The organism is Mesorhizobium sp. WSM4904 (genome assembly GCF_029674545.1).
Lineage (GTDB): Bacteria > Pseudomonadota > Alphaproteobacteria > Rhizobiales > Rhizobiaceae > Mesorhizobium.
The window spans coordinates 5,699,810-5,712,561 of the sequence record NZ_CP121354.1 but is presented as its reverse complement, the minus strand read 5'-3'; the positions used below and the strand labels follow the sequence as shown (position 1 = coordinate 5,712,561).

The following is a 12,752-nucleotide window of genomic DNA, read 5'->3' as shown; positions in this document are numbered from 1 at the left end:
TGAAGCAATGGTCCGGACAGCTTAGGAGGAGGGAGGCAAGCAATGGCAGAGATCAAGAGAACCCAGCCGCTGGCGCGCGATGCCATGGCCTATGTTCTGGCCGGCGGCCGGGGCAGCCGCCTCAAGGAGCTGACCGACCGGCGCGCCAAGCCCGCCGTCTATTTCGGCGGCAAGACGCGCATCATCGATTTTGCGCTGTCCAATGCGCTCAACTCCGGCATCCGCCGCCTCGGCGTCGCCACCCAGTACAAGGCGCACTCTTTGATCCGTCACCTGCAGCGCGGCTGGAATTTCCTTAGGCCGGAGCGAAACGAAAGCTTCGATATCCTGCCTGCCAGCCAGCGCGTGTCGGAAACGCAGTGGTATGAAGGCACGGCGGACGCCGTCTACCAGAACATCGACATCATCGAGGCCTACGGCCCAGAATACATGGTCATCCTCGCCGGCGACCACATCTACAAGATGGATTACGAGCTCATGCTGCGCCAGCATGTCGACGCCGGCGCAGACGTCACCGTCGGTTGCCTGGAAGTGCCGCGCATGGAGGCGACCGGCTTCGGCGTCATGCATGTCGACAAGAAGGACACCATCATCTCCTTCATCGAGAAGCCCGCAGATCCGCCAGGCATCCCGGACAAGCCGGACTATGCGCTGGCCTCGATGGGCATCTATGTCTTCAAGACCAAGTTCCTGATGGAGCAACTTCGCCGCGACGCGGCCGAGCCCGGGTCCAGCCGCGACTTCGGCAAGGACATCATCCCCTACATCGTCCAGCACGGTAAGGCGATCGCGCACCGTTTCGCCAAGTCCTGCGTGCGCTCCTCGCATGAGGCCGAGCCCTATTGGCGCGATGTCGGCACCGTCGACGCCTATTGGGAAGCCAATATCGACCTGACCGACGTCACGCCCGAGCTCGATCTCTACGATCGCGACTGGCCGATCTGGACCTATGCGGAATTGAAGCCGCCGGCCAAGTTCGTGCACGACGAGGACGGCCGCCGCGGCGAGGCGATCTCCTCGCTGGTCTCGGGCGACTGCATCGTCTCCGGCGCCTCGCTGCGCCGCAGCCTGATCTTCACCGGCGCCCGCATCAATTCCTATTCCAAGCTCGAGGAGGTGGTGATGCTTCCCGACTGCTTTGTCGGGCGCAACGCGCGCCTCAAGCGCGTCGTCATCGACCATGGCGTCCGCATTCCGGAAGGGCTGGTGGTCGGCGAGGATCCGGAGCTCGACGCCAAGCGCTTCCGTGTCTCGGAAAAGGGCATCTGCCTGATCACGCAGGACATGATCAACAAGTTGTCGACCTGACCAGGTCGATCAAGCAAGCTGTCAACCTGATAGGGTTGGTCACCAAGCTGTCGGTCTGATCAACAAGTTGTCGGTTTGATCAACAAGCTGTCACTTTAAACTCGGAATGTGAATCGCATGCAGGTTCTGTCGGTCACGCCCGAAATCTTCCCGCTGATCAAGACCGGCGGGCTTGCCGACGTGGCTGGCGCGCTGCCGATCGCGCTCGCCGCCAAGGGCGTGGCGATGCGCACGCTGGTTCCCGGCTATCCGGTGGTGATGGAGGCCTTCAAGAAAAAGAAGGCCGTCTACCAGTACCCGCTGCTGCAGGGCGGCAAGGCTTCGGTCCATGCCGTCAAGATCGGCGAGCTCGACCTTTTCGTGCTCGACGCGCCACATCTCTTCGACCGCGTGGGCGGGCCTTATGGCAACGCTTCCGGCGCCGACTGGCCCGACAACTGGCGGCGCTTCGCGGCGCTGAGCCAGGTCGGCGGCGACATAGCCGGCGGCGCGATCTCGGGCTACCAGCCCGACATCGTGCATGCCCATGACTGGCAGTCGGCGATGACGCTGGCTTACATGCGCTATGGCAAGGCGGTCGGAGTGCCGTCTCTGATCACCGTGCACAATCTTGCCTTCCAGGGCCAGTTCGGCGCCGGCATCTTCGGCGAGCTCGGCCTGCCGGGCGTGGCCATGCAGCTCGACGGCGTCGAATATTATGGCGGCGTCGGCTTTCTCAAGGCGGGCCTGCAGGCCGCCTGGGCGATCACCACCGTGAGCCCGACCTATGCGCAGGAGATCCGCTCCCCGGAATTCGGCATGGGCCTCGACGGCCTCATCAACATGCGCGCCGTCGATCTCTACGGCATCGTCAACGGCATCGATGTCGACATCTGGAACCCCGCGACCGACAAGCATCTGGTCGCCAACTACTCGGCCGAGACATTGGAAGCCCGCGGCCTCAACCGCAAGGCCGTCGAGGAACGCTTCAATCTCGAGAACGACGACAGCCCGATCGTCTGCGTCGTCAGCCGGCTGACCTGGCAGAAGGGCATGGACATCTTGGCCGCGGTCGTCGATGGCGTCGTTCAGCGTGGGGCACGACTGGTGGTCCTGGGCTCGGGCGATGCCGGCCTCGAAGGCTCGCTGCTTGCTGCCGCCGCGCGGCATCGCGGCCGCGTCGGCGTCGTCATCGGCTATGACGAAGCGCTTTCCCACATCATGCAGGGCGGCTGCGACGCAATCGTCATCCCGTCGCGCTTCGAGCCCTGCGGGCTGACCCAGCTCTACGGCCTGCGCTATGGTTGCGTGCCGGTCGTCGCCCGCACCGGCGGCCTCGCCGACACCATCATCGACGCCAACGAGGCGGCCCTTTCGGCCGGCGTCGCTACCGGTTTCCAGTTCGCGCCGAACAATGGCGGCGCGATGCTGCATGCCATCCGCCGGCTGGTCGAAGCGCATGCCAGGCCCGCCGCCTGGGCCTCGATCCAGCGCCAGGGCATGAAGGCCGATGTCTCCTGGGACAAGAGCGCCGAGAAATATGTCGAACTCTATCGCTTGCTGCTTTCGAAAAGGGCTGCCTGAGGCATGATCAAAACCGTTCCCACCAAACCCTATACCGACCAGAAGCCCGGCACCTCCGGCCTGCGCAAGAAGGTGCCCGTCTTCCAGCAGGAGCACTATGCGGAGAACTTCATCCAGTCGATCTTCGACGCGCTGGAAGGTTTCGAGGGCAAGACGCTGGTGATCGGCGGCGACGGCCGCTTCTACAACCGCGAGGTCATCCAGAAGGCGATCGCCATGGCCGCGGCCAACGGCTTCGGCAAGGTGATGGTCGGGCAGGGTGGGATTCTGTCGACGCCTGCAGCTTCCAACATCATCCGCAAATACAAGACCTTTGGCGGCATTATCCTGTCGGCCAGCCACAATCCGGGCGGCCCGCACGAGGATTTCGGCATCAAGTACAATGCCGGCAATGGCGGCCCGGCGCCGGAGAAGATCACTGACGCGATCTTCGAAAAGACCAAGACGATCTCGAGCTTCAAGATCGCCGACATCGGCACCGTTGACATCGACACGATCGGTACGGTCGACGCCGGCGGCCTGACGGTCGAGGTCTTCGACCCGGTCAAGGACTATGCCGAGCTGATGGAGAGCCTGTTCGACTTCGACGCCATCCGTGCCAACTTCAGATACGGTTTCCGCATGCGCTTCGACGCCATGCATGCGGTGACCGGTCCCTATGCCAAGGAGATTCTCGAGCGCCGGCTCGGCGCCCCCAACGGCACCTGTCGCAACTTCAAGCCGCTGCCGGATTTCGGCGGTCATCACCCCGATCCGAACCTGGTGCACGCCAAGCATCTCTATGACGAGATGATGGGCCCGGACGCGCCGGATTTCGGCGCCGCCTCGGATGGCGACGGCGACCGCAACCTTATCATCGGCAAGGGCATCTTCGTCACCCCGTCGGATTCGGTGGCGATGCTTGCCGCCAACGCGCATCTGGCGCCCGGCTACAAGGAAGGCCTGAAGGGCATCGCCCGCTCGATGCCGACAAGCGGCGCTGCCGACCGCGTCGCCGAAAAGCTCGGCATCGGCATTTACGAGACCCCGACCGGCTGGAAGTTCTTCGGCAATCTGCTCGACGCCGGCATGGCGACGATCTGCGGCGAGGAGAGCGCCGGCACCGGCTCCAACCATGTGCGCGAGAAGGACGGCCTATGGGCCGTGCTTTTGTGGCTCAACATCCTCGCCGTGCGCGGCGAGAGCTGCAAGGACATCGTCACCAAGCATTGGGAGACTTACGGCCGCAACTATTATTCGCGTCATGACTACGAGGAGGTCGAGACCGAGCGGGCGAACAGGCTGGTCGACGAATTGCGTGCCAAGCTCGGCTCGCTGCCCGGCACCACCCTGCGCGGCATGACAATCGCCAGCGCCGACGACTTCGCCTACCACGATCCGGTCGACGGCTCGGTGAGCAAGAATCAGGGCATCCGGATCCTGTTCGAAGGCGGCTCGCGCGTCGTCTTCCGCCTCTCCGGCACCGGCACCTCCGGTGCGACGCTGCGCGTCTATATCGAACGCTACGAGCCGGACAAGGCGAGGCACGACCTCGACACGCAGGAGGCGCTCGCCGACCTGATCGCAGCCGCCGACGACATCGCCGGCATCAAGAGCCACACCGGCCGCGACAAGCCGAGCGTGATTACTTGAGGGTGGAGGCGAAGGCTTCCCCTTCTCCCCTTGTGGGAGAAGGTGGATCGGCGCGCAGCGCCGAGACGGATAAGGGGTGTGGGCCGGAGTGCACATATTGGCGATTGGCCGAAACGCCCACCGCTTCGTCATCCACGGGCGCAGCAAGGAGCGTAGCGACGCAGCGCAGTCCCGAGGATCCATGCCGTGACGTCGAGGCGGCGCTGCGGTCCAGATTCCTGCTCCGCTGTGCCCTTCGGTCGAGGTCACGGCATGGATCCCAGGGTCTTCGCGACGGAGCTTCGCTCCTGCTTCGCCCTGGGATGACGACGTCGCGGAGGCTTCGGCCCATCTCCAACGTTTGCAACACGCTACGAGGCTGGCGGGCGTGAGCGATTTTGGCGCCACCGTTACCCCCCAAGGCATCCGCTTCGCCGTCTGGTCGTCAGCTGCGAGACGCCTTTGGGTCTCGCTCTTCGATGACAGCGGCACGCGCGAACTCGACCGGCTGGAACTGAAGCCGGAAGGCGAGGGCGTGCATGCGCTCCTCGTCTCCGGCCTCGCTGAGGGCACGCGCTACGGCCTTCGCGCCGATGGCGGCTATGCGCCCGAGCGCGGCCTCTGGTTCGATCCGGACAAGCTTCTCATCGATCCCTACGCCGTCGAGATCGATCGGCCCTATCAATACCATTGGCGGCTTGCCGCCAAACGTAACGAAGGCGCCGACACCGCTCGGCTGATGCCGAAGGCCGTGGCGCGTGCTTTGCCGGAGCCTGTGCCCTTGAAGCCGCCGCTGTTCCAGCCCGGCGGCCTGATCTACGAGCTCAACGTCCGCTCCTTCACCAAACTGCATCCGGATGTCCCGGAAGCGCGGCGCGGCACCGTTGCGGCGCTCGCCCACCCCGCCGTCCTCGATCATCTGAAGCGCCTCGGCGTCTCCGCCGTCGAACTGATGCCGATCACCGCGTCGATCGACGAGCGCCATTTGCCACCGCTGGGCCTGAGCAACGCTTGGGGCTACAACCCCGTCACCTTCATGGCGCTCGATCCGCGCCTGGCGCCCGGCGGTCTCAGGGAATTGCGCGACACCGTCGCGGCGTTGCGCGAGGCAGGCATCGGCACCATCCTGGACCTCGTATTCAACCATACCGGGGAGAGCGACAGGCTTGGTCCGACGCTGTCGCTGCGCGGCCTCGACGCGCAGGCCTATTACAGTCGCCTGCCGGACGGCCGGCTGGCCAACGACACCGGTACGGGCAACACGGTCGCATGCGATCATCCGGTCGTGCGGGATATGGTGCTCGACACGCTCCGCCATTTCGCCCGCTTCGCAGGCGTCGATGGCTTCCGCTTCGACCTGGCGCCGGTGCTCGGCCGCGTCGACGGTGCGTTCGATCCGCAAGCGCCGCTGCTCCAGGCCATCGCGGGCGATCCGGTGCTTGCCGATCGCTTCCTGATCGCCGAGCCGTGGGACATCGGGCCGAACGGTTATCAGCTCGGCAACTTCCAGCCGCCATATCTGGAATGGAACGACCGCTATCGCGACGATGTCAGGCGCTTCTGGCGCGGCGATGCCGGCATGGTCGGCGCTTTGGCCACGCGGCTTGCCGGCTCCTCCGACGTGTTCGGCAGGGCAGGGCAGCCGGTGAGCCGCAGCGTCAACTTCATCGCCGCGCATGACGGCATGACGCTGGCCGACCTCGTCGCCTATGAGAAGAAGCACAATGCGGCCAATGGCGAGCAGAATCGCGACGGCCACAACGACAATCTGTCGTGGAACAACGGCGTCGAGGGCGAGACGGACGACGCGGAGATCGCCGAGGTCCGCTTCGGTGACCAATGCGCGCTGCTTGCGACGCTCTTTGCCTCGCGCGGCACCATCATGCTGACCGCCGGCGACGAATTCGGCAGAACCCAGCAGGGCAACAACAATGCCTACGCGCAGGACAACGCCATCACCTGGCTCGACTGGGCCGGCCGCGACGAGGCGCTGGAGCGATTCGCCTCGTCACTCTCGGCACTGCGTCGCGCCTTTCCGCCGTTGTCCGACACGAATTTCCTGACCGGGGAAGCCGCCGATGGATCCGAAATCCCCGACGTCGTCTGGCTGACCGAAACCGGCGCGCCGCTCGGCGAGGCCGAATGGAACGATCCCGGTCGACATCGCCTCGTCATGATGCTGGGGAATAGCGAAGGCGGTCGCCTTGCCGTCATGGTCAATGGCGACCGCCGCCAATGCGTCTTCACCTTGCCGGTGCGAGACGGCTACGAGTGGCGTCCGGCGATCGAGACGCAGGCGGTCGACCCGGCGCGGCCGTTGCCGGGCCGCAACGTCAATTTCATGATCGAGCGCAGGGCTGGCAAGACCCGCGCCGGAAAGGCTTCATGATGGCTGATGGCGATTCGGAATGGTGGCGCGGCTGCGTGATCTACCAGATCTATCCGCGCTCCTTCCAGGACACGAGCGGCGACGGCAGCGGCGATCTCAAGGGCATCACGTCACGGCTCGCCCATGTCGCCTCGCTCGGCGTCGATGCCGTCTGGCTCTCGCCCTTCTTCAAGTCGCCGATGGCCGACATGGGCTACGACGTGTCGGACTATCGCGATGTCGATCCGATGTTCGGCCGCATAGAGGATTTCGACGCGCTGGTCGCCGAGGCGCATAGGCTCGGCCTGAAGCTCATCATCGACCAGGTGATCTCGCATTCGTCCGACAGGCACGAATGGTTCGTCGAAAGCCGCGCCAGCCGCGACAATGCCAAGGCCGACTGGTATGTCTGGGCCGATGCCAAGCCGGATGGCAGCGCGCCCAACAACTGGCAATCGCTGTTCGGCGGTCCCGCCTGGGAGTGGGACGCCACCCGCCGGCAGTACTACATGCACAATTTCCTGACCGCGCAGCCGGACCTCAATTTCCATACCCCGGAGGTGCAGGACGCGGTCCTCGACACCGTGCGCTTCTGGCTGGAGCGCGGCGTCGACGGCTTCCGGTTGGATACGGTCAACTACTATGTCCACGACCGTTGGCTCCGCGACAACCCGCCATTGGCGTCAAGCGTCGCCGGCACCAATGGCGCCACCACCACCTACGCCTTTCAGGAGCATCTCTTCGACAAGACGCGGCCAGAGAATCTCGACTTCCTGAAGCGGTTCCGCGCGCTGCTCGACGAGTATCCGGACCGCGCCGCGGTCGGCGAGGTGGGCGACGAGGACCGTTCGCTGCAGACGCTCGCCGCCTACACCTCCGGCGGCGACAAGCTGCAGATGTGCTACACCTTCGACCTGCTCGGTCAGCAATTCTCCGCCGCCCATGTGCGCGGCTGCGTCGAGGCGTTCGAGAATGCCGTTGCAGACGGCTGGGTCTGCTGGGCCTTCTCCAACCACGACGTCATGCGCCATGTCAGCCGCTGGACGCGGCCCGGCGAGAACCCGGACATCGTGGCGAAATTCTCGATCGCGCTGCTTTCTTGCCTGCGCGGCTCGATCTGCCTCTATCAGGGCGAGGAGCTTGGGCTCGAGGAAGCCGAGCTTGCCTATGAGGATCTGCGCGATCCGCTGGGCATCCGCTTCTGGCCGGGCGTGAAGGGCAGGGACGGCTGCCGCACGCCGATGGTCTGGGAAGCCGGCGCTGAAAATGGCGGCTTCTCCACGGCAAAGCCCTGGCTGCCGGTGCCGCAGGCGCATCGCGCCCGGGCAGTCGATGTACAAAACGGCGAAGACGGTTCGGTGCTTGCCGCCTATCGCTCGATCCTGGCCCTGCGCAAGCGTCATCCGGCGCTGATTGCCGGCTCGATCCGTTTTCTCGAAGCCGAGGGCGATGTGCTGGCCTTTGTCCGCGAGCATCAAGACGAGAGGTTGTTATGCGTCTTCAACTTCGCCGGTGAACCGGCGAGCTGGACGCTGCCGGCCGAGATCAGGGATGTCGAGATAACGGCTCTTGCCGTTGACGTCGCCGGCGTCCTTGGCGGTGTTCTCGAAGAGATTGCGCTGGCGCTGCCGCGTGTGGGTTGCTTCGCCGGGAGAATTGGCTGACGGCCCGCCTACTGCACCAGCACCGAGCGTCCGCAGACCGCGCCGGTGACGCGCACATCGGCCTCGCCGACATGCACGCCAAGCGCCGCAAGCACGGTGTAGACGAGATCGTCGACCGGCGCGGTCACGCCGTTGAGCAGCGTTGTCACCGCCGGTTTCACCGTGCCGAGCAGCGAAGTCACGTCGATGCCGAGGCCGAGCGCATTGACCGACAGCGACAGGTTGTTCACCAGCGAGGTAGTGAGCGACTGCGTGAGATTCTTCGTCGACACCGTTTTGATTGCCTTGTTGGCGATATCGGTGGCGCTGAAGGTGAGGGTCGTAGGCGTCATGTTGGTGACCGAGAAGGCCGAAGATCCCTTGATCTGCAAAAGGTTGAGGTTGATCAGCAGCAGCTTGGCCTTGACATCGGCGATATCGGCGTCGCTGAAGGATTGCGGCCTGGTGAAATCGGCAAAGCCGCTGGCGCTGCCGTCGGCGAGATGCGCCGAGACGACGCCGGGCTGCGCGGCAATGGAAACCTTGATGCTGGATGGGCCGGTCGGGCAGCTGATGTCGGTCAGCTTGGCTTCGGCATAGGCGACCTCGACATTGAGCGGCAGGTTGACGGCGAGCAGCTTGATGCCGCCGCCAAGGTTCGGTGTGCCGACCGTGACGCTGGCGTTTAGTTTGATGCGGGTCTGCGCCGTGCGCACCACGGTGCCCAGTTCTCCCACCGCCAGCCAGGGCGAGTTCTGCATCGGCTCGCCGATGGCGATCTGGAGCGTCGTCGATGTCAGCCCTGGTATGGTGGCGCCGAGACTGACGGCAATCTGGTTCGTGCCGTTGGCTAATGCCGCGGCCGCGGTCAGCATGCTCATGGCGCTTGCGTCGACCGAAAGCCCGGCGGGCTTCTCGCCAAGACCGAGGCTGCCCACCGAGCCGAGGTCGATGAGCTGGCTGAGCGGGATCTTGACCGTATTGGTGGCGCTTGAGGCCATGGTCTGCAGCGCAAGCTTGGCCGTCCGGTCGAGCCCGGGCACGTTAGCCATGGCCGTGGCGATCTGCCCGACGGTCGCCTTCGAGGCGAGCACGTCCGAGTAGGTCACGCCGGTCAGATGCAATTGCGTCGCCAAGGCGTCGGTGAAGGAAAGAACGTCGACATCGGCCGAGATCAGCGAATTGTAGTCCATCACGCTGAGCGAGATGTTGCCGCCGAGAAGGGCGCCGAGCAGCGCGTTGAGAATGCCGCCGTTGACGCTGGCGAGGCGCGACCCGACCGAGAACGCCGCTTCGGGCTGGGCGCTGGCGGTGGCCGTCGTGCCGATCACCGGCGGCGCCATCATCGAGGCGGCGAAATAGAGCGTGCCCTGCTTCTTCAGCGACACCTGTACGGCATTGTAGGGCAGCTTGCCGGCCTCGAAGCGGCTGCCGGCCGCTATGGAGCTGACCCCGGAATAGCGCCCGGGCACGACCTGCACGACCGCCTTGCTGCCGGTCGGCGCGACGTTGGCGCCCTGTTGCTGCACGGCGACCGACGTGATCCCGTTGTCCTTCAGCGTCGTCAGCACCGCTTGCTGGGCATTGTTGATGTGGGCGGCGGCGGTGATCGCAGCGAGGTCGACGATCGACTGCGCGGCGCGGCGTTCATTGTAGAGTGAGCCCTCGTCGACCGCGAATGCGGTCAGCGCCAGCGCGACCGGCGTGCAGAGCGCCGTCATGACCGCGAAGTTGGCGCGCCGGTCGGCGATCAGCCGTCGCGCCGCGTCCATCAGGCCCCCGCCCGAATTGCGCATCATATGCCTCCGACCCGGATCGTCGATTGACGCTGGATCGTGGTGCCCGGCAGCGGCAGGTCATGGAACAGGTTCCAGATCGGCAGGTTGCGCGCGTCATAGCTGACCGAGACGACGAACTGGCTGCCGTCGACGACGCTGTCCCTGGCGTCGACCGTCAGCTTGTTCGGGTCGACAAAGGGATAACCTGCGACGTCGTGGGCGATGAAATCTGTGACCAGCGCCTGTCGCTCCGTCTGGTTGAGGCCGGCAATCGCCGTTCGTGCCGCGTCGGCGGCGATTTGCTGGACCGAATGGCTGGCGCCGAAATAGATTCCGTATGCAACCATTCCGAGCAAAAGCAGGATGAAGATCGGCGCCAGCATGGCGAATTCGACCGCCGACGTGCCAGCGGCGTCAGCCCGGAAACAAGACCAAGGAGCAAGGAATTTTCGGTTCTTCAGCATGGTCCGGAGAATGCCAAAGCGTGCCTGCAAAAACAGAAAACGGCTGGAACAACCGAAAGGTGCACCAAGTTGAACGGAATGCTTAAGCTTTAGATTTCGCTGTTTTAGCGAGGCGCGGCTCACTCAACGTCAAGCAGTGGGCAGTTGAAATAAGATTTCGCTCTGTCTAGTCTCGCCGCCACCAGCCGCCGGAAGGGACCGGCGGCACGCTCAAAAGGAACCCGTCGAACGGTTCCGGGGCGTCAACACTCATGGCGTGGTTGAGGGGCCGCGTCCAAAGGGAGAGACTTCATGCTGAAAAATCTGCTGAAGGCGACCGTGTTCGCCACCACCATGGCCTTGGCGACCGGGACCTTCTACACGCCAGCCTTCGCCGAAACCGTCTACAACCGCGGCGCCGCCGCGGAGGCGGAGACGGTCGATCCGCACAAGACGTCGACGACCTACGAGGCCGATATCATACGCGACCTGTTCCAGGGCCTCGTGATGCATGACCAGAAGACGAACCTCATTCCGGGCGCCGCCGAAAGCTGGACGGTGTCCGACGACGGCACCGTCTACACCTTCAAGCTGCGCAAGGACGGCCTCTGGTCGGACGGCAGCCCGGTGACGGCGGACGACTTCGTCTATTCGTTCCATCGGCTGGAAGATCCCGCCACCGCTGCGGAATACGCCTCGATGCTCTATCCGGTGAAGGGCGCCGAGGACTTCAACACCAAGAAAGGCAAGGCCGAGGACATGGGCGTGAAGGCGATCGACGCCAACACGCTTGAAGTCACGCTGAAGGCTCCGACGCCCTACTTCCTGGAGATGCTGACCCACCAGGCGACCTATCCGGTCAACAAGGCTTCCATGGACAAGCTCGGCGCCGACTGGATCAAGCCGGGCAAGCTGGTCTCGAACGGCGCCTACACGCTGGCGGAGTGGGTTCCCAACGACCATATGAAATTGGTCAAGAACCCTAAGTTCTGGGACGCCGCGAGCGTCAAGCTCGACGTGGTCAACTACATCCCGACCGAGGATCGCTCGTCGGCGATGAAGCGCTTCGAGGCCGGCGAGCTCGACAGCTATGGCGACCTGCCGACCGAACAGCTCGCCGATCTCAAAACCAAATTCGGCGACCAGGTCCGTGTGGGGCCATATCTCGGCACCTATTATTTTGCGATCAAGACCGACAAGGCGCCGTGGGACAATGTCGAGCTGCGCAACGCCATCTCGATGGCGATCGACCGCGACTTCCTCGCCGAGAAGGTCTGGCAGAACTCGATGTTGCCCGGCTATTCGATGGTGCCTCCGGGCATCGAAGGCTACACGCCGGCACTGGCCAAATACGCCGACATGCCGCAGATCGACCGCGAGGACGAGGCCAAGAAGATCCTGGAGAAGCTCGGCTATACGCCCGAGCATCCGCTGAAGATGGAGATCCGCTACAACACCTCGGAGAACCATAAGAACACGGCGGTCGCCATCCAGGAACAGCTGAAGCCGCTCGGCGTCGAGGTGACGCTGCTCAACACCGACACCAAGACCCACTATGCCTTCCTCGAGCAGAAGGGCAACTACGACGTCGCCCGCGCCGCCTGGATCGCCGACTACAAGGATCCCGAGACCTTCCTCGGCATCTCGCGCAAGGCCAGCGGCAACAACTACTCGAACTACAACAGCCCGGCCTATGAGGCTGCCATGGACAAGGCGGCCGCCGCCGGCGGCAAGCCCGAGGAGCGCATGAAGGAGCTTGCCGCAGCCGAGCGCATCCTCGTCGACGACGTCGGCGAGATCCCGCTTCTCTACTACAGCTACCACGACATCGTTTCCTCGAAGGTGCATGGCTTCGACGACAATGTGATGGACATTCATCCGTCCCGCTTCATCTCCAAGGACTGACAAGAAACCTTGGCCGCGCCGCCGCTCTCTTTTTTGGGAGTGGCGGTCGCGGTCTGTCGTCGTGCCGGGCCGAAAGTCGGATTGGATTTTCAGGCTGCCCGGTGCGAAGATTAGAGATGCCAGCGCGCCACGG

General features: G+C 64.3%; 8 protein-coding genes. 6 read left to right on the top strand and 2 right to left on the bottom strand.

Annotated features, from left to right (window positions below; all coding sequences use genetic code 11):
* The first annotated feature begins 42 nt into the window (after positions 1-42).
* From glgC to QAZ47_RS27770, 5 genes are all read left to right on the top strand, one after another.
* Positions 43-1,308, top strand: a complete 1,266-nt coding sequence (gene glgC / locus QAZ47_RS27790) for a glucose-1-phosphate adenylyltransferase (protein WP_278073157.1) — start codon at positions 43-45, stop codon at positions 1,306-1,308.
* 117 nt (positions 1,309-1,425) lie between these two features.
* The gene (gene glgA / locus QAZ47_RS27785; RefSeq protein ID WP_278231492.1) at positions 1,426-2,871 is read left to right on the top strand and encodes a glycogen synthase GlgA; all 1,446 of its coding nucleotides are present in this window, start codon (positions 1,426-1,428) and stop codon (positions 2,869-2,871) included.
* A 3-nt stretch (positions 2,872-2,874) separates the two neighbouring features.
* A complete protein-coding gene (locus QAZ47_RS27780) occupies positions 2,875-4,503 on the top strand; it encodes an alpha-D-glucose phosphate-specific phosphoglucomutase (RefSeq protein ID WP_278231491.1) in 1,629 nt (542 codons plus the stop codon).
* A gap of 367 nt (positions 4,504-4,870) precedes the next feature.
* A complete protein-coding gene (gene glgX, locus QAZ47_RS27775) occupies positions 4,871-6,871 on the top strand; it encodes a glycogen debranching protein GlgX (protein WP_278231490.1) in 2,001 nt (666 codons plus the stop codon).
* Positions 6,871-8,514 carry an alpha-glucosidase family protein gene (locus QAZ47_RS27770; protein WP_278233891.1) on the top strand — a complete coding sequence of 548 codons (1,644 nt, stop codon included), beginning with the start codon at positions 6,871-6,873 and terminating at the stop codon, positions 8,512-8,514. Before glgX ends, QAZ47_RS27770 begins: the two co-directional genes overlap by 1 nt.
* An 8-nt stretch (positions 8,515-8,522) precedes the next feature.
* Here QAZ47_RS27770 and QAZ47_RS27765 read toward each other — a convergent pair whose 3' ends face one another.
* Both QAZ47_RS27765 and QAZ47_RS27760 read right to left on the bottom strand, forming a co-directional pair.
* Positions 8,523-10,292 carry a pilus assembly protein TadG-related protein gene (locus QAZ47_RS27765; RefSeq protein ID WP_278231489.1) on the bottom strand — a complete coding sequence of 590 codons (1,770 nt, stop codon included), beginning with the start codon at positions 10,290-10,292 and terminating at the stop codon, positions 8,523-8,525.
* Positions 10,289-10,858 carry a TadE/TadG family type IV pilus assembly protein gene (locus QAZ47_RS27760; RefSeq protein ID WP_278231488.1) on the bottom strand — a complete coding sequence of 190 codons (570 nt, stop codon included), beginning with the start codon at positions 10,856-10,858 and terminating at the stop codon, positions 10,289-10,291. Before QAZ47_RS27760 ends, QAZ47_RS27765 begins: the two co-directional genes overlap by 4 nt.
* A 168-nt stretch (positions 10,859-11,026) precedes the next feature.
* Here QAZ47_RS27760 and QAZ47_RS27755 point away from each other — a divergent pair, with 168 nt between their 5' ends.
* Positions 11,027-12,619, top strand: a complete 1,593-nt coding sequence (locus QAZ47_RS27755) for a peptide ABC transporter substrate-binding protein (protein WP_278231487.1) — start codon at positions 11,027-11,029, stop codon at positions 12,617-12,619.
* Positions 12,620-12,752: the final 133 nt, after the last annotated feature.